This is a genomic window from Kitasatospora sp. NPDC101155 (assembly GCF_044768305.1).
Lineage (GTDB): Bacteria > Actinomycetota > Actinomycetes > Streptomycetales > Streptomycetaceae > Kitasatospora.
The window spans coordinates 41682-58663 of the sequence record NZ_JBIWPN010000031.1 but is presented as its reverse complement, the minus strand read 5'-3'; the positions used below and the strand labels follow the sequence as shown (position 1 = coordinate 58663).

The 16982-nt window shown below is 72.9% G+C and carries 12 protein-coding genes; 2 read left to right on the top strand and 10 right to left on the bottom strand.

Annotated features, from left to right (window positions below):
• Positions 1–187: 187 nt before the first annotated feature.
• A complete protein-coding gene (locus ACIRYZ_RS32940; RefSeq protein ID WP_188307074.1) occupies positions 188–766 on the bottom strand; it encodes a hypothetical protein in 579 nt (192 codons plus the stop codon).
• 401 nt (positions 767–1167) lie between these two features.
• Positions 1168–2580, bottom strand: coding sequence for a proline--tRNA ligase (gene proS, locus ACIRYZ_RS32935; protein ID WP_380612687.1), 1413 nt, complete (start codon positions 2578–2580; stop codon positions 1168–1170).
• Positions 2581–2791: 211 nt separating this feature from the next.
• Here proS and ACIRYZ_RS32930 point away from each other — a divergent pair, with 211 nt between their 5' ends.
• Positions 2792–3616 carry a class I SAM-dependent methyltransferase gene (locus ACIRYZ_RS32930; RefSeq protein ID WP_402951460.1) on the top strand — a complete coding sequence of 275 codons (825 nt, stop codon included), beginning with the start codon at positions 2792–2794 and terminating at the stop codon, positions 3614–3616.
• 135 nt (positions 3617–3751) lie between these two features.
• Here the strand turns inward: ACIRYZ_RS32930 and ftsH are convergent, their stop codons facing one another.
• The 7 genes from ftsH to ACIRYZ_RS32895 form a co-directional block, all read right to left on the bottom strand.
• The gene (gene ftsH / locus ACIRYZ_RS32925; protein WP_402951457.1) at positions 3752–5776 is read right to left on the bottom strand and encodes an ATP-dependent zinc metalloprotease FtsH; all 2025 of its coding nucleotides are present in this window, start codon (positions 5774–5776) and stop codon (positions 3752–3754) included.
• Positions 5777–5870: 94 nt separating this feature from the next.
• On the bottom strand, positions 5871–6413 hold the full coding sequence (locus ACIRYZ_RS32920) for a GNAT family N-acetyltransferase (RefSeq protein ID WP_387622283.1): 543 nt from the start codon (positions 6411–6413) through the stop codon (positions 5871–5873).
• 133 nt (positions 6414–6546) lie between these two features.
• Positions 6547–8112, bottom strand: a complete 1566-nt coding sequence (ffh, locus tag ACIRYZ_RS32915; protein ID WP_402951544.1) for a signal recognition particle protein — start codon at positions 8110–8112, stop codon at positions 6547–6549.
• A 113-nt stretch (positions 8113–8225) separates the two neighbouring features.
• Positions 8226–10661: a [protein-PII] uridylyltransferase gene (locus tag ACIRYZ_RS32910; RefSeq protein ID WP_402951454.1), complete on the bottom strand. Its 2436-nt coding sequence runs from the start codon at positions 10659–10661 to the stop codon at positions 8226–8228.
• Between the two features lie 142 nt (positions 10662–10803).
• Positions 10804–11142 carry a P-II family nitrogen regulator gene (locus tag ACIRYZ_RS32905; RefSeq protein WP_380612682.1) on the bottom strand — a complete coding sequence of 113 codons (339 nt, stop codon included), beginning with the start codon at positions 11140–11142 and terminating at the stop codon, positions 10804–10806.
• Positions 11142–12494 carry an ammonium transporter gene (locus ACIRYZ_RS32900; RefSeq protein WP_402951451.1) on the bottom strand — a complete coding sequence of 451 codons (1353 nt, stop codon included), beginning with the start codon at positions 12492–12494 and terminating at the stop codon, positions 11142–11144. The genes ACIRYZ_RS32905 and ACIRYZ_RS32900 overlap by 1 nt, the downstream gene beginning before the upstream one ends.
• A 289-nt stretch (positions 12495–12783) precedes the next feature.
• Positions 12784–14238 carry a hypothetical protein gene (locus ACIRYZ_RS32895; protein WP_393034669.1) on the bottom strand — a complete coding sequence of 485 codons (1455 nt, stop codon included), beginning with the start codon at positions 14236–14238 and terminating at the stop codon, positions 12784–12786.
• A 616-nt stretch (positions 14239–14854) separates the two neighbouring features.
• Here ACIRYZ_RS32895 and ACIRYZ_RS32890 point away from each other — a divergent pair.
• The gene (locus ACIRYZ_RS32890; RefSeq protein ID WP_402951448.1) at positions 14855–15547 is read left to right on the top strand and encodes a bifunctional DNA primase/polymerase; all 693 of its coding nucleotides are present in this window, start codon (positions 14855–14857) and stop codon (positions 15545–15547) included.
• 171 nt (positions 15548–15718) lie between these two features.
• Here the strand turns inward: ACIRYZ_RS32890 and ftsY are convergent, their stop codons facing one another.
• The gene (ftsY, locus tag ACIRYZ_RS32885; RefSeq protein WP_402951445.1) at positions 15719–16957 is read right to left on the bottom strand and encodes a signal recognition particle-docking protein FtsY; all 1239 of its coding nucleotides are present in this window, start codon (positions 16955–16957) and stop codon (positions 15719–15721) included.
• Positions 16958–16982: the final 25 nt, after the last annotated feature.

Here is a 16982-nt window from a genome sequence, read left to right as displayed (position 1 = left end):
CGACCTCTGCGGACCGAGCTGCTCAGACCGCCGGGGACCGCGGCGCCCAAGGCCCGGAACACACGGTTCAGGGCTCGACCGGGAGCCCCCGCTCCCGGTCAGCCCACAGACTCACCGACTCCGATCGTCCGATCACCCCGGTCGCGCCGACTGCCCGCACAGTCGCCGACCGGTCCCGGACGACCGGTTACGCGATCTTGAACGGCTGCTGGCACGCGCCGCAGACGATGGACGCCTGCGCCAGCACGGACGGCACGACCCGGACGTTGCGTCCGCAGCCGCAGACCGCCTTGACCCGAACGCCGCCGCCGGAGGACCCGTGCCGGGCGGCCGGGCCGCGGAAGGCTCGGTTGGTGCCGTCGCCGGCCACCGCTTCCTGGTGCGCGCCAAGGGCGCGGTCCAGGCGCTCGATGGTTTCGGCGTAGCGCTCCTGCGTCTCCTTGAGCATGGTCACCTGGGAGAAGCCGCTGCTCGCGTGCGGCTCGACCGGGTGCGCCAGGCCCAGCTCGGAGGCGAGCATCAGGAAGCGCCGGTTGTGGTAGCGGCCCGCGCGCGAGGTGTCCCGGATGTCCCGGGCCGCGGCCAGACCGTGGGCAGCCTCGTGGAGGAGCCGCTCGAAACCGAGCCGCGTGCCACAGGCCGAGGAGGACTCGCCGATCAGGGCCTCGGGCGAGGCCAGGTCCGGGAGGTCCTGGTGGTAGGCCTGGATGTCACTCCAGGCGGCGGCCAGTTCGGCCGCGAGGACGAGGGGCTGTGTCGTGCTCACGCTAGACCAACGATGCAGGGCGAGCCGATGTTCCGCATGTTCCCGTTCTCCGGGAATTCCCAGGGAACTCCCAGGAATGCGCGACTGTGCGCGAATTGCGCGTTCCGGATCTGACGCAAGACCAACCCCCTGCCGGTTTCGGCCCGTCGCAGAGTCGGCGGGCCTCGTGAATTCCGTCCGAGGGACGGGCTGTCGCCCCAGGGACGTACGGCCCGTGGACCCGCCGAAGTTGACAGGGCCACGGGCCGTACACCGTACCGCTATTCCGTTAATACCGGCAGTTGACCGGCCAGTAGGGATGTCGGGTGTCGGTAGTCCCCCGAGAGAGTTACCGGATTCTTACCAACCCGCATTCCGGGCGAATGTCGCCGCTAACGGTCATCGCCTGCGGGTAACAGGCATCAGTACGCACGCGCGACGATCGCGATATTGCCGTCCTGGTCGTCCGACTGCGGCACCGAACCGTCGGCCGCGACGATGCAGCGCACCGTGACGCCCTGCTCGGACAGCTTGGCCTCGCCCTCCGGGCCGAGGTCGGCCCAGGAGATCCGGCCCCAGCCGGTCGCGGCGGCCTCGACGGCCTCGTCGAGGGTCTTGACGTCGACGGTGCGGGCCTCGCGACGCTCGCGGGACTGGCGCAGCAGCAGCGCCTGGTCCTCCTCCAGGATGCCCGGCAGCAGCGCGGCCAGGGCGTCGATGGAGACCGGCTCCTTGCCGCCCGGGATGCGGCGGGCCAGCATCGCGGTGCCGTTCTCCAGGTCGCGCGGGCCGACCTCGATGCGCAGCGGAACGCCCTTGAGCTCCCAGTCGACGGCGCGGCGGCCGAACGGGGTGTCGGTGCGGTCGTCGACGACGGTCCGGATGCCGGCCGCCTCCAGCGCGGCGCCGATCTCGCGGACCTTGGCAATGACGGCGTCGTCGCCCTTGATGGCCAGCACGACGGCCTGGACCGCGGCCAGGCGCGGGGGCACCCGCAGGCCGTTGTCGTCGCCGTGGGACATGATCAGGCCGCCGACCATGCGGGTCGAGACGCCCCAGGAGGTCTGCCAGACGTGCTCGCGCTCGGCGCCCTGCAGCTGGTAGGTGGTGTTGAACGCCTTGGCGAAGTTCTGGCCCAGCTCGTGGCTGGTGCCCATCTGCAGGGCCTTGCCGTCGCCCATCATGCCCTCCAGGGTGAGGGTGTTGATGGCGCCGGCGAAGCGCTCCTTGGCGGTCTTGCGGCCGAGCACGACGTCGATGCCGAGCACATTGGTCATGAAGTCGCCGTAGACCTGGGTGTGGATCATCGACGCGTACTCACGGGCGTCCTCGTAGGTGGCGTGGGCGGTGTGGCCCTCCTGCCAGAGGAACTCGGTGGTGCGCAGGAAGACACGCGGACGCAGCTCCCAGCGGACCACGTTGGCCCACTGGTTGATCAGCAGCGGCAGGTCGCGGTGGCTCTGCACCCACTTGGAGAAGTACTCGTTGATGATCGTCTCGGAAGTCGGCCGGACGACGACCGGCTCCTCCAGCTGCTTGCCGCCACCGTGGGTGACCACCGCGAGCTCGGGCGCGAAGCCCTCGACGTGCTCGGCTTCCTTGGTCAGGTAGGACTGCGGGATGAACATCGGGAAGTAGGCGTTCTGCGCGCCCGCCTTCTTGATGCGCGCGTCCATCTCCTGCTGCATCCGCTCCCACAGGCCGTAGCCGTACGGTCGGATGACCATGGTGCCGCGCACCGGACCGTTGTCGGCCAGCTCGGCCTTGTTGATGAGGTCCTGGTACCAGCGGGGGAAGTCTTCCGCCTGGGGGGTGAGAACGGGTGCCTTAGCCATGGCCGAATCGTACGGGGCGCGGCCCTCCGGTTTCGAATCGGTATCGCACCCGCGGCAGTGGTTACGGCCCCCGCAGGGGGCGCACGACCGCGACACGCGCGCACCACCCTGCACCCCTCTGGACGCCGGGCCCGACCCGCTGTTCGCTGGAGTGGGGCGGGACTTTGGGGGAGCCGTAGCAGCACACCGAAGGACCGGATGGGAGGCCGCGATGGCTTCAGCTCGGACGACCGGCACGACCGTACGACCAACAGGCGCACGATCGCACCACCCGCAGCCCGGGGCCGCCGCGCCCGCGCGGGCGCGCGACTGGGCGGAGATCCAGGAACGCATGCTGGTACCCCTCTACGAGGCGGTGTACGACCGCCTGGAGGTCGGCCCGGCCAGCAGCGTGCTGGGACTGGGCTGCCGGTCCGGACTGGCCCTGCTGCTGGCGGCCGGACGGGGCGCCCAGGTCGCCGGGCAGGAGCCGCGGGACGAGCTGCGTGAGCTGGCCCGCAACCGTCGACTGCGGGTGTGCGCCGGGGCCCGGCCGACCGCGGCCGTCCCCCGCTCGGCCCATTCCCTGGTGACCGTTTTCGAGCAGCTGCCCGGCGCCGCCGAGCCCCGCGCGGTGGTCGCCGAGGCGGCCGGGCTCACCCTTCCGGGCGGGCACGTGGTGCTCGCCGCCTGGGGCCCGCCGGAGCGCTGCCAGAGCGCCCCGGTGCTGGACGTGGCCCGCCGGAGGGCGGGCCGGACCACCGCGCGCGACCCGTTCGAGCTGAGCGCGCCCGGCACGCTGGAGGACCTGCTCGCCCCGGCCGGCCTGCGCCCGGCCGGCAGCGGCCGGGTGAGCTGCCCGTTCGCCTACCCGGACCTCGACAGCGCGGTCCGCGGCCTGCTCTCCACCGGGCTGTTCGAGGCGGCCGAGGAGTTCTCCGGCGCCTCGCTGGTGGCCAAGGAGCTGGAGGAGGCGCTGCAGCCGTACCTGCGCCCGGACGGCACGGTCCGGATGGAGAACGTCTTCCGCTACCTGGTCGCCGAACGGCCGCGGTAGGGCGTTCACAGAGAACGACCGTGCCAGGACCAGGCGGAGACGGCACCGGGCACGAACAGAACCGATCGGAAACGGAAGCCGGACAACGGAAACCGGGGGCGCCCGCCATCTCGGCGAGCGCCCCCGGCACCGACTTCACGCCTGGTCGAGCGACTTCCCGTCCGACCCGCCGTCCCCGTCCCCACCCGAGCCCGAGGCGGAGCCCGAGGCGGAAGCCGAGCCCGAGCCCGGCTCCGCTTCCGAGTCCGAGGCCTCCCGCGGCACCCCCGCCGCCCGGTACGCCGCCTCCTCGTCCAGCGTCTCCGCCTCCAGCAGCGCCGCCGCCAGCGCGTCCAACCGGTGCCGCTGCTCGGTCAGGATCCGCACCGCGTCCTCGTAGCACTCGGCGACGATCCGCCGGGCCTCCTCGTCCACCGCGTCCAGCGTGGTCGGCGCCGCGGAGAGCCCGTAGGCACCGGCGCCCTGCACGTCCGCGGGCACGGCGGTGAGCCGCCCGACCCGCTCGCTCATCCCCCAGCGCCCGGCCATCCCCCGCGCGATGCTGGTGACCTGCTCCAGGTCGCTCTCCGCGCCGGTGGTGATCACGCCGTAGACGACCTGCTCGGCCGCCATCCCGCCGAGCGCGCCGATGATCCGGCCGCGCAGGTAAGGCTCGGTGTACGAGTAGCGGTCGTTCTCCGGGGTGGAGAGGGTCACGCCGAGCGCGCGGCCGCGCGGCACGATGGTGATCTTGCGGACCGGGTCCGCGCCGGGCTGGAGCATGCCCAGCAGCGCGTGTCCGCTCTCGTGGTACGCCGTCCGCTCGCGCTCCTCCTGGGGCATCACCAGCGGCCGCACGGCGCCGAGTTGGACCTTCTCCAGGGCGTCCGAGAGGTCCCGCTCGTTGACCGCGTCCTGCTGGCGCTTGACGGCCAGCAGGGCGGCCTCGTTGACCAGGTTGGCGAGTTCGGCGCCGGTCATCCCGGGGGTGACCTTGGCCAGCTGGGTGAGGTCGGTGCCGCCGGCCAGCGGGACGGTCCGGGTGTGGATGCGCAGGATGGCGGCGCGGCCCTCCCGGTCGGGCGGGCTGACGGTGATCCGCCGGTCGAAGCGGCCGGGGCGCAGCAGCGCCGGGTCGAGCACGTCCGCCCGGTTGGTCGCGGCGATCACGATGACGCCCTCGGAGCCGGAGAAGCCGTCCATCTCGGTGAGGATCTGGTTGAGCGTCTGCTCGCGCTCGTCGTGCCCGCCCATGCCGCCGCCGGCGCCGCGCTGGCGGCCGATGGTGTCGATCTCGTCGATGAAGATGATCGCCGGGGCGACCTTGCGGGCCTCGGCGAACAGTTCGCGCACCCGGCTGGCGCCGACGCCGACGATCATCTCGATGAACTCGGAGGCGGAGGCGGAGAAGAACGGTACGTCCGCCTCGCCGGCCACGGCCCGGGCCAGCAGGGTCTTGCCGGTCCCGGGCGGGCCGCTGAGCAGCACCCCGCGCGGCATCTTGGCGCCGAGCCTGCGGTACCGGTCGGGGTTCTTCAAGTAGTCGACCACCTCGGTGAGTTCGGCCTCGACCTCGTCGATGCCGGCCACGTCGGCGAAGGTGGTTCGCTTGCCCTGCTCGGCGGTGACCGGCTTGGGCGGGGCCTTGCGGCCGAGCGGCCCGGCGCCGAGGCCGCCGGCCATCCGGCGGGCGAGCAGCACCCAGATGAAGACCAGCAGCAGCATCGGGGCGAGCGAGAGCAGCAGGTTGGTGAGGAAGCTGCGCTGCTGCACCGGCGAGGTCGCGGTCACCTCGACGCCGTGCTGCTGCAGGGTGGCCCACAGGTTGTCACCCGCGAAGGAGGGGCGCTGGGTGTCGAACTCGGTGTAGCTGCCCTTGCCGCCGTCCGGTTTGGGCTGGGCGCTCTTGAGGGTGCCCTCGATCGCGTCGCCCTTGGAGTAGATCTTGGTGATGTTGCCCTTGTTCAACTGGTTGTTGAACTCGGTGTAGGAGATCGTGGTGGTGCCCTCGTTGCCGAAGAACGACAGCAGCAGGTCGGAGATCAGGAACACCACGAGTGCGGTGAGGACGAGGCCCGCCCAGCCGCCAGGCATCCGGCGGCGGGGCGGCGGCGGGGGCGGGGCGCCCTCGGACCGCCAGGGCTGGTCGGGGGTTTGGCGCGGCGGCGCGGGTTCGGTCACCCACCGGACGATACGGACAGGTGCTCGGACGAGCCAACCGCAACGCCGCGCCCCACCGGCCGTACGGCCGCGCCGGGGTCCGCGCTCCCGGTGGCTACGCCGCGGTGCCCGGCCATTCCTCGGCGGTCAACGCGAAGCGCTCGTGGTCGCGCCAGTCCCCCTGCAGGAACAGCATCCGCGGCGTGAAGCCCTCGTGCCGGAAACCCAGCCGCTTGGCCATCGCGATCGAGCGCTCGTTCTCCGGCTGCACGTTGATCTCCAGCCGGTGCAGGCCCAGCCCGTCGGCCGACTGCGGGGCGAAGCAGCGGTCCAGGACCAGCCGCAGGCCCTCGGTCATCCGCCCGGTGCCGGCGAACGGCAGGTACGAGTCGTAGCCCAGCGCGCCGTTGCAGAACCGGCCCATCACGATGTTGGCGACGTTCACCTTGCCGACCAGCCCGCCGGAGTCCCGGTCGAAGATCAGGAAGGTGCGCAGGCCCGGTCCCTGGCGCTCCAGCAGTTCCGGCAGCCCGTCCGGCTCGACCGGGTTCCACCGCCCGATGTGCTCGGCGGACCGACGGACCGCCTCGGCGTACACAACCTCGTCCTCGGCCCTCGGGGCCCTGATCATCACTCGCACGCCAACATCATCGGACATGGCAGCATCATCGGACATATGAACGGCCCGCCGTCCGGAGAACACCGGACGACGGGCCGATCACAACGGCTCAGGACCGACCGAAGCCGATCAGAAGCGCTCAGGCCGGGCAGGCCGGGCCGAGGGCCGAGGACTACAGCAGGTCCTTGAACTCCTTGGGCAGCTCGAAGTCGGCCGGGCCCTTGCCCGCACCGAGGCCGAACGCGCCGCCGTCGGCCGGACCCTGGCCGGCGCCCGGGCCGAGCGCCCGGCGCTCGGCGGCTGCGGCCTCCTCCTGCGCACGCTTCAGCGGGTTGCCGCTCTTGCGCTTGCCCTTGGCCTGCGGGGCCTTCTTGGCGGACTTCTTCGCGCCGCCGCCCATGCCCGGGATCCCCGGCATGCCGGGCATGCCCTTGCCGGAGGCCATCGCGGACATCATCTTGCGGGCGTCGAAGAACCGCTCGACCAGGTTCTTCACCTCGCCGACCTGGACACCCGAACCCTTGGCGATGCGGGCCCGGCGCGAGCCGTTGATCAGCTCCGGCTCGGCGCGCTCGGCCGGGGTCATCGACTTGATGATCGCGCCGACCCGGTTGACGTCCTTGTCGTCGATGTTGTTGATCTGCTCGCGGATCTGGCCCATGCCGGGCAGCATGCCGAGCAGCTTGGAGATCGAGCCCATCTTCTGGACCTGCTCCAGCTGCGACAGGAAGTCGTCCAGGGTGAACTGCTTCGGGCCGCCGCGCAGCTTGGCGGCGATCTTCTCGGCCTCGGCCTGCGAGAAGGTCTGCTCGGCCTTCTCGATCAGCGAGAGGACGTCACCCATGCCCAGGATGCGCGAGGCCATCCGGTCCGGGTGGAAGGCGTCGAAGTCGTCGACCTTCTCGCCGTTGGAGGCGAACATGACCTGCCGGCCGGTGACGTGCGCGACCGACAGGGCGGCACCGCCGCGGGCGTCGCCGTCGAGCTTGGAGAGCACCACACCGGTGAAGTCGACGCCGTCGAGGAAGGCCTGCGCGGTGGTGACCGCGTCCTGACCGATCATCGCGTCGACGACGAAGAGGACCTCGTCCGGGTTGACCGCGGCGCGGATGTCGGCGGCCTGCTGCATCAGCTCGGCATCGATGCCCAGGCGGCCGGCGGTGTCGACGATGACGACGTCGTACTGCTTCTGCTTGGCGTACTCGATCGAGTCCTTGGCGACCTGCACCGGGTCGCCGACGCCGTTGCCCGGCTGCGGGCCGTAGAAGGCCACGCCAGCCCGCTCGGCGACCACCTGGAGCTGGTTGACCGCGTTGGGGCGCTGGAGGTCACAGGCGACCAGCAGCGGGGTGTGCTTCTGGCTCTTCAGCCAGAAGCCGAGCTTGCCCGCGAGGGTGGTCTTACCGGCACCCTGCAGACCGGCGAGCATGATGACCGTCGGGCCGTTCTTGGCGAACCGCACCCGGCGGGTCTCGCCACCGAGGATCGCGATGAGCTCCTCGTTGACGATCTTGATGATCTGCTGCGCCGGGTTCAGCGCGCCGGAGACCTCGGCGCCGAGCGCCCGCTCCTTGACCTGCTTGATGAAGGCCCGGACGACCGGCAGCGCGACGTCCGCCTCCAGCAGCGCGATGCGGATCTCGCGGGCGGTGGCGTCGATGTCCGCCTCGCTCAGGCGGCCCTTGCCCCGGAGGTTCTTGAACGTCGCTGCGAGGCGATCGGAAAGGGTGTCGAACACGTCGGCGCGGGTCCTCTGCGGCATCGGTATCGGTACGGTCGTCGTCCCCCAGGGTATCCGGCCGCCCCGGGTACGGTCTCCACCCCTGCCGAAACCCCCGCCCCGACCGGTTCTCAGTCCAGCGCCGCCCGCACCGCCGCCGCCACCTCTCCGGCCCGCTCGGCGGTGAGCGGACGGCCCGCCGCGTCGGTCAGGTAGAACGAGTCGACGGCCTCCGCGCCCAGCGTGGAGACGTGCGCGGTGCGCACCCGCACCCCCGCCCCGTCCAGCGCCCGACCGATCCGGTGCAGCAGTCCGGGGGCGTCGTGCGCGCGGACCTCCAGCACGGTCGCGGTCGCCGAGGCCACCGCGGGCGCCACCGCGACCAGCGGCGGCGGGGTGGGGATGCCCTTGCGGCGCGGGGCGGCGGCGTCCCGCTCGGTGAGGCGGCGGGAGACGTCCAGCGAGCCGTCCAGCGCCCGGCGCAGGTCGGCGCGCAGCCTGGCGGCCTCCGGCAGCTCGCCGAACTCGGCGGCCACCCGCCAGGACAGCAGCAGCACCGGGCCCGCGCCGATCGGGTCCAGTTCGCGCAGGCCGGCCGAGCGGACCGTCAGCCGGTGCAGCGCGAGCACCCCGGCGACCGTGCCGAGCAGCCCCGGGCGGTCCGGGACCGCCAGGGTCAGCTCGACGCCCATCGGTTCGGTGCCCGGGTCCGCCCCCGCGGCCTGGGCCAGCAGCGACAGCGCCGGCTCGCCGGTGCGGGCGGCCTCGACCGCGAGCCGCTCCTGCCCGGCGGTGGGCGCCCCCTCTGCGGGCTCGCCGCCGGCCCCGGCGAGCCGGGCGGCGGCCCGGGCCACCAGGCCGTCCACCAGTGAGGCCCGCCAGCTGCTCCACGCGGCCGGGCCGGTGGCCAGCGCGTCCGCCTCGGTGAGCGCGTGCAGCAGTTCCAGCTCCGGCAGGGTGCCGACCGCCTTGGTGATCGCTTCGACGGTGGCCGGGTCGTCCGGGTCGCGCCGGGTCGCGGTGTCCACCAGGGTCAGGTGGTGGCGGACCAGCACCGCCAGGGTCTCGGTGTCCTCGGCCCCGAAGCCCATCCGGGCGGCCACGTCGCGGACGATCACCTCACCCGCCTCGCTGTGGTCACCGGGCCAGCCCTTGCCGATGTCGTGCAGCAGCGCGGCGACCAGCAGCAGGTCCGGCCGGGCTACCCGGCGGGTCATCGCGGCGGCCCGCACCGCCGTCTCCACCAGGTGCCGGTCCACCGTCCAGCGGTGCACCGCGTTGCGCTGCGGACGGCAGCGCACCCGCTCCCAGTCCGGCAGCAGCCGGGTGACCAGCCCTTCCGCCTCCAGCGCCTCCCACACGGGGACGGCGGCCTCCCCCGCGCCGAGCAGGGTGACCAGTTGTGCGCGTGCCTCGTCCGGCCAGGGCACCGGCAGCGGTCGGCACTCGGCGGCCAGCCGGCGCACCGTCGCGTACGAGACGGTCAGCCCGTTCTGGGCGGCGGCGGCCGCGGCGCGCAGCGGCAGCACCGGGTCGGTGGCCGGGCGGGCGGCCTGGGCGAGCACCGCCTCGCCGTCCTGCTCGACCACGCCCTCGGCGAGCGGGCGGCGCTCGACCGCGCCGCGGGCCACCGCACCGGTGCCGCGGCCGACGCCGGTGAACGGGAAGCCCCGCCGGCCCGTCCGGCGGCCCCGGCCGGAGCGGGCGGCCAGGACCCGGTCCACCGCCCGCCAGGTGACGTCGCTCGCGTAGGCGATGGTCCGGGCGGCCTCGTAGACCTGGCGCAGCAGGGTGTCGGCGTCCAGCACACCGAGCCGCTCGGCGACCTGGTCCTGGTCCTGGAGGCTGAGCCGCTCGGTGGCCCGTCCGGTGGCCAGGTGCAGCGCGTCGCGGACGTCGGCGAGCCGCAGCGCGGCGGCCTCCAGGCCGTCCCGGGGCGCGTCGGCGAGCCAGGTGGCGGCGATCGCGTCCAGCGCGACCAGGTCGCGCAGCCCGCCGCGGGCCTCCTTGAGGTCGGGCTCCAGCAGGAAGGAGAGCTCACCGTGGCGTTCGGCCCGCTCCCGGCCCAGCTCGCGCAGCTCGGGCAGGCGCGCGGGGGCACCGGCGCGCCAGTCGGTGAGCACCGCGGAGCGCAGCGCGGCGGTGAGCGCCGCGTCCCCGGCGAGGTGGCGGGCGTCCAGCAGGCCGAGCTGGGCCTTGAGGTCGGAGGCGGCGACGGAGCGGGCCTCGGCGACGGTGCGCACCGAGTGGTCGAGCTTGGCGCCCGCGTCCCAGACCGGGTACCAGATCCGCTCGGGCAACTCGCGGGCGATCGGGCCGTCGTGCAGCAGCAGGACGTCCAGGTCGCTGCGCGGGGACAGTTCGCCGCGCCCGTAGCCGCCGACGGCCACCAGGGCGACGCCGGAGGCGGGGGCGCCGGCGGCGGCGAGCAGCCCGGCCAGCCAGTCGTCGGTGAGCCGGGCGAGCGCGGCCCGACGGTCGCGGCCGGTCAGGCCGGGCCGGTCGAGCAGCTGGGCCCGGGCGGCGGCGTGGTCGGAGGAGTCGGAGGGGCTGGTCTCGGTGGTCATGCGCGTGGGTCCCGTCCGTCAGGTGGGCCGCCGAGCGGTCGGTCGTCGGCGCCGTACGGCCTGCGGCCCGGCCGGGCGCCGGTACGCCGTCGGCGGGCCCGCGCCCCCGGGAGGGGTGCGGGCCCGCCGATCGGTCAGGGCGTCACAGGGCGTCCGGCCCGCGTTCGCCGGTGCGGACCCGGACGGCGGTGTCGACCGGGATGCTCCACACCTTGCCGTCGCCGATCTTCCCGGTCCGGGCGGCCTTCACCAGGGCGTCGATGAGGCCGTCGGCGTCCTCGTCCTCGACCAGGACCTCGATCCGGATCTTCGGCACCAGGTCCACGGTGTACTCGGCGCCCCGGTAGACCTCGGTGTGGCCGCGCTGGCGGCCGTAGCCGCTGGCCTCGGTGACGGTCAGGCCGTGGACCCCGAAGGCCTGCAGGGCGGCCTTCACCTCGTCCAGGCGGTACGGCTTGATCACAGCGGTGATGAGCTTCATCAGGCGTCGACCTCGGTCTTCTCAACGGGCTTCTCGACGGACACGGCAACCGGCTCGGGGGCGACACCGCCCAGGCTCGGCAGGGCCCGGGCCAGGCCGGCGCCCACGGCGCTGAAATCGTAGGCGGACTCGGCGTGTTCGGCCTGGTCGATGCCGGCCACCTCGACCTCCTCGGTGACCCGGAAGCCGACCAGCTTGTCGACCGCCTTCGCCAGCAGCCAGGACAGCACGAACGAGTACGCCGCGACCACCGCCACGCCCATCGCCTGCTTGCCGAGCTGGCCCAGCCCGCCGCCGTAGAACAGGCCCTTGGCGGTCTGGCCGACCCCGCCGGTGGCGAACAGGCCGATCAGCAGCGAGCCGATCGCCCCGCCGACCGCGTGTACGCCCACCACGTCGAGGGAGTCGTCGAAGCCCCAGCGGTACTTCAGCGAGACGGCGGCTGCGCAGGCCGCGCCCGCGATCAGGCCGATCGCCACGGCGCCGAGCGGGCTGACCGAGCCGCAGGCCGGGGTGATCGCGACGAGTCCGGCCACCGCGCCGGAGGCGGCGCCCAGCGTGGTGAACGCGCCGTGCTTGAGCTTCTCGTAGATCAGCCAGCCGACCAGCGCCGCACCTGTGGCGACCTGGGTGTTGACCATCGCCATCGCGGCCACGCCGTTGGCGGCCAGCGCCGAGCCGGCGTTGAAGCCGAACCAGCCGAACCACAGCAGCCCGGAGCCGAGCATCACCAGCGGCAGGCTGTGCGGGCGCATCGGGTCCTTCTTGAAGCCGACCCGCTTGCCCAGCACCAGGCAGAGTGCGAGGCCCGCGACACCGGCGTTGATGTGCACGGCCGTCCCGCCGGCGAAGTCGATCACGCCGTTTCTGTCGCCGAGCCAGCCGCCGTGGCCGTTGTCGAAGAAGAACACCCAGTGCGCCACCGGGAAGTAGACGATCGTCACCCAGAGCGCGATGAACAGGCCCCAGGCGGCGAACTTGGCCCGGTCCGCGATGGCGCCGCTGATCAGCGCCGGGGTGATGATCGCGAACATCAGCTGGAAGACCGCGAACGCGGTCACCGGGATGGACCCGGTCAGCTCGTTCAACCCGATCCCGCGCATCCCGAGGAAGTCCAGGTTGCCGATGAGTCCGGCGAAGGAGTCGGGCCCGAAGCTGAGTGAGTACCCGTAGAGGACCCAGAGCACGCTGACGATGCCGAGCGAGAGGAAGCTCATCGCCAGCATGTTCAGTGTGCTCTTGGCCCTGACCATGCCCCCGTAGAAGAAGGCCAGGCCCGGGGTCATCACCATGACCAGGGCCGCACTGATGAGCACGAAGGCGGTGTCGCCCGCGCTGAAGCCGTCCGGCATCGGCGTCTCCTCTGCGTGAAAGCCGCTCCACACCCCGGGCACCTGTCCCGTGCCCCCCGGGGTGGCGGCGATGAAGAGGAGAGTGCCGAAGACTGGTTTCGGCCAGTGCGGTCGGTTGTTTCGCGGCCGTGACGCGTGCGTCGCGCGGGTTACGGGCATGTGAACCGCGGCCCCGTCCCAGGGCCGGATGGGCTACCGTGCCGCCGCACGTCACCACCGGTGGCCCAGAAGCCACCGACCGCGGCGGCGGCGGCCGTCGCGGTCGGTGGAGTCCGGTGCGGGGGGTCGCTCAGACCACCGAGACGTACTCCGGGATGTCCTGGACCACCCGCTCCTTGAGCCGGCTCACCGCGTCCACGCCCTTGAACCGGGCGGAGGCGGCCTCCGTGGTCTTGCGCACCCGGGAGTTCAGCCGCTCCGAGCGCACCTTGGTCGCGATGTCCACCGCCTGCTCGGCGTACACCACCGCCTCCTCGGCCTCCTTCTGCAGCAGGTGCACGCTGGCCATGCCGATCAGGTTGAAGGCGTACGAGCGCACGTGGTCCTCGTCCTGCCGGAACAGGTCGACCGCGCGCTCCATCACCGGCGCGGACAGCGAGGCGTACAGCTGGGCGTTGTCCGAGTGGTACGCGAGGTCGCGGAAGGAGTGCGCGTTCTCGGCGTTCAGCTCGGCCGGCGAGAAGAACTTCAGCCAGTCCGGATCGCCGTCCCCTTCCCGGATGTCGGTGAAGGTGTCCTCGGCCAGCCGGATCGCCCTGGCGCAGCGGTTCACCTCGCCGATGGTGGCGTAGGCGCGCGCCTCCATCGCGTACAGCAGGGACTGCTGGCGCGGGGTGGCCGTGTCCCGGCTGCCGTACTGCGCCAGGTGGATCAGTTCCAGGGCGTCCTCGCCCCGGTTGAGGTGGATCATCTGGCGGCTCATGTCGGTGAGGATCAGGGCGCCGAACGGGCGGTCGCCGGCCTCCTTGGCCGCGTGCAGGGCGAGCACGTAGTACTTCTGCGCGCTCGGGTGCATCCCGACGTCGTAGGACATCCAGCCGGCCAGGTGGGCGAGCTCGGCGGTGAGCCGGAACAGCCGCTTGGTGGTGTTCTCGGTGTACGTCTCCTGGAGCAGGTCGGTGACCTCGTGGAGCTGGCCGACCACGGCCTTGCGGCGCAGCCCGCCGCCGTTCTGGGCGTCCCACTGGCGGAACATGACCGTGGTCTGCTCCAGCAGTTCCAGCTCGGGCTCGGAGAGCCGGCCGGTGAACGCCTCGCCGCCGTTGGCCGCGGTGAGGATCGGGGTGGGCACGCCGGTCGGGCCGGGGGCGAGCCAGCGCTGCATCGGCTCGATCAGCGCGGCGCCGGCGGTCAGCGCGAGCGAGGTGCCGAGGAAGCCCCGGCGGTTGAGCATCAGGTCGCTGCGGGAGTATTCACTGATCAGCTGGACGGTCTGCGGGGCGCTCCAGGGCAGGTCCACGCCGCCGCCGACGGTGGAGACCGGGATCGCGGCGCGCAGGCCGAGGTCCTCGATCGAGACCACGGAGCCGAAGCGCTCGGAGAACAGCTCCGACATGATCTTGGGGATCGGCTCGCGGGGCTGCTCGCCGTCGAGCCAGCGGCGCACCCGCGAGGTGTCGGTCGACACGTGGTGGGCGCCGATCTGCCGGGCCCGGCGGTTGACCTGGCGGGCCAACTCCCCCTTTGACCAGCCACTGCGGGCGAACCACGTGGTCAGTTTCTCATTGGGTTGCTTCTCTGCCATGGGTAATGTCCCCATCCCGCCCGGCCCCTTCGGGGCCCCCGATCGTGACCGCCCGACGGTTGCGGGCTCTTGCCAGACGTGCCGTGCCTGAGGTGTTGCGGTACCGCCTCGTCGTACTGGTGTGCCATCGCCCCGGACGGTGCATCAGATCCCCAACTCCCGTTCCCCGGCGGCCCGGAGCAGACTCCATGGCGACGTCCGTGTGCTGAACGTAGTGCCCCGCGAGGTACCCGTGGGAGCGGCCCTGGCGAAACGCCACCTTTCGCCACCCCCAGGAGTGAACCGAAGCCAGGGGGCACACGCTTCACTGGATAGGCCCGACGGTCCGGCATATGCGGACCGCCAAGTCCTCCGGCCAACGCCGACGGACCCGGCGGACCCCGCAATCCACCGCAGTCACAAGCGAGTTCGCCGCCCACTCGGGACAGCAACAGCCTCGCGCACCCGACGATCCGGCATCGGCGCCGCCCCCACAAGGCGGCGCCCGAGGCGCACCACCGCAACAGGCGCACGCCAAGCGCTGCGCGCCGCCACCGCACAACGCACCACGCAACGGACAATCAACACACAGTCACCATCCCGTAACCATCGGCAACGAGAACCTGTTGGGGGAGGCATGGACAACCTGTTCGGCGAACTTCGACTGGGGCACCTGCGGCTGGCACCGCTGGGCGCGCGCCGCCGCACCAAGGTCACCGCGTCCCAGGCCGCCGCGGAGTACACCGGCCGCTGGGGCTGGGCGGTCGCCACCGGCGACCCGGCCACCGGCGCATCGGCCGGTGGCGCCCCTGCCCCGACCCGCTGTCCCTGCGGCGCCCACCGCTGCGCCGCGCCCGGCCTGCACCCCGTGCCGGGCACCGGGAGCCGGGCCCGGGCCGTCGGCGCCGAGGGCTCCGTCCTGTTCCCCACCGGCCGCGCCTTCGACGTCCTGGACGTCCCCGAACAGGCCGGCCTGCAGGCGCTGGTCCGGCTGGAGCGGATGGGCACCCAGGTCGGCCCGGTGCTCGCCCCGCCCACCGGCCGGCTGCAGTTCCTGGTCGCCGCCGGGACCGCCCGTCGACTGCCCGACCTGCTCTACCGGATGGGCTGGGACGACGCCGCGCTCGACCTGGCCTGCCACGGCGAGGGCGGCTACGTCGCCGCCCCGCCCACCGTCCTCGGCGGGCTCGGCCCGGTCCGCTGGCTGCGCCGCCCCACCCGCGACAACGCCGGCTGCCCGCCCGAGGCCCGACTGCTGCTCGGGACCCTCGCCTACGCCTGCCACCGCAGCCGCGAGCGCACCGCCGAGCCCGCCTGGATCGCCTCGTGACTCGCCCGCTCGTCGCGACTCGCCCGTTCGCCTCCGGGGCGCTCTGACCCGGCGCCGACGCCCTTCGCTCCGGCACCGGCGCGCCCCTTCGGCTCGGGGCGGGCCCTCCCGGGGCACGCGAAAGGGCCCGCTCCCGCAGGAACGGACCCTTCGACCGACGGGGAGCCCCGGTCAGTCCCCGATCAACGCGTCCACGAACGCACCCGGCTCGAACGGCGCCAGGTCGTCCGCGCCCTCGCCCAGACCGATCAGCTTGACCGGCACGCCCAGCTCGCGCTGCACCGCGACCACGATGCCGCCCTTGGCGGTGCCGTCCAGCTTGGTCAGCACGATGCCGGTGATGTCCACCACCTCGGCGAACACCCGGGCCTGGATCAGGCCGTTCTGACCGGTAGTGGCGTCCAGCACCAGCAGCACCTCGTCCACCGGGCCGTGCTTCTCGACGACCCGCTTGACCTTGCCCAGCTCGTCCATCAGGCCGGTCTTGGTGTGCAGTCGGCCGGCCGTGTCGATCAGCACGGTGTCCACGCCCTCGGCGATGCCCTCCTTGACCGCGTCGAAGGCGATCGAGGCCGGGTCCCCGCCCTCCGGGCCGCGCACGGTGTGCGCACCGACCCGCTCGCCCCAGGTCTGCAGCTGGTCCGCGGCGGCGGCCCGGAAGGTGTCGGCGGCGCCGAGCACCACCCTGCGGCCGTCGGCGACCAGGACGCGGGCCAGCTTGCCGGTGGTGGTGGTCTTGCCGACGCCGTTGACGCCGACGACCAGGACCACGGCCGGGCCCTCCTCGTGCTTGACGGAGCGGACGGTGCGGTCGGAGTCCTTGCCGATCAGCTCGACCAGTTCCTCGCGCAGCAGCGCGCGCAGCTCGTCGGGCGTCCGGGTGCCGAGCACCTTCACCCGGGTGCGCAGCCGCTCGACCAGCTCCTGGGTCGGGGTGACACCGACGTCGGCGGTGAGCAGGGTGTCCTCGATCTCCTCCCAGGTGTCCTCGTCCAGGTGCTCGCGGGAGAGCAGCGAGAGCAGGCCCTTGCCGATCGAGTTCTGCGAGCGGGAGAGCCGGGAGCGCAGCCGGACCAGCCGGCCGGCGGTGGGCTCGGGGACCTCGACGGCGGGCGCCGCCTCGGCCGCTTCGGGAGCCTCGACCTCGACGGCCTCGACGACCTCGGGGGCTTCGGGGGCCGCGGGGGCCTCGGGAAGCGGAACCTCCTCGACGGTGCGGCGCGGCGCCTCGGTGGGCGGCGCGGCCTCCTCGCCGACCTGAGGCTCCTGCGGGGTGGTCTTCGGCGCCGTGATGACCGGCGCCTGCGACTTCGGGGGCAGCTGCTGGCGTCGTCTGCCGGAAACGACGAGGCCCGCGATCGCGCCGATGGCGATCACGGCGATGACTACGGCAAGGATCACGTATTCCATAACCCGTCCAGTATCCGCGACCGGA

Excerpts from the sequence above, each read along its gene's own strand:
- proS (WP_380612687.1), bottom strand. The coding sequence starts at position 2,580 with ATGGCTAAGGCACCCGTTCTCACCCCCCAGGCGGAAGACTTCCCCCGC.
- ACIRYZ_RS32930 (WP_402951460.1), top strand. The coding sequence starts at position 2,792 with ATGGCTTCAGCTCGGACGACCGGCACGACCGTACGACCAACAGGCGCA.
- ACIRYZ_RS32920 (WP_387622283.1), bottom strand. The coding sequence starts at position 6,413 with ATGTCCGATGATGTTGGCGTGCGAGTGATGATCAGGGCCCCGAGGGCC.
- ACIRYZ_RS32910 (WP_402951454.1), bottom strand. The coding sequence starts at position 10,661 with ATGACCACCGAGACCAGCCCCTCCGACTCCTCCGACCACGCCGCCGCC.
- ACIRYZ_RS32905 (WP_380612682.1), bottom strand. The coding sequence starts at position 11,142 with ATGAAGCTCATCACCGCTGTGATCAAGCCGTACCGCCTGGACGAGGTG.
- ACIRYZ_RS32900 (WP_402951451.1), bottom strand. The coding sequence starts at position 12,494 with ATGCCGGACGGCTTCAGCGCGGGCGACACCGCCTTCGTGCTCATCAGT.
- ACIRYZ_RS32895 (WP_393034669.1), bottom strand. The coding sequence starts at position 14,238 with ATGGCAGAGAAGCAACCCAATGAGAAACTGACCACGTGGTTCGCCCGC.
- ACIRYZ_RS32890 (WP_402951448.1), top strand. The coding sequence starts at position 14,855 with ATGGACAACCTGTTCGGCGAACTTCGACTGGGGCACCTGCGGCTGGCA.
- ftsY (WP_402951445.1), bottom strand. The coding sequence starts at position 16,957 with ATGGAATACGTGATCCTTGCCGTAGTCATCGCCGTGATCGCCATCGGC.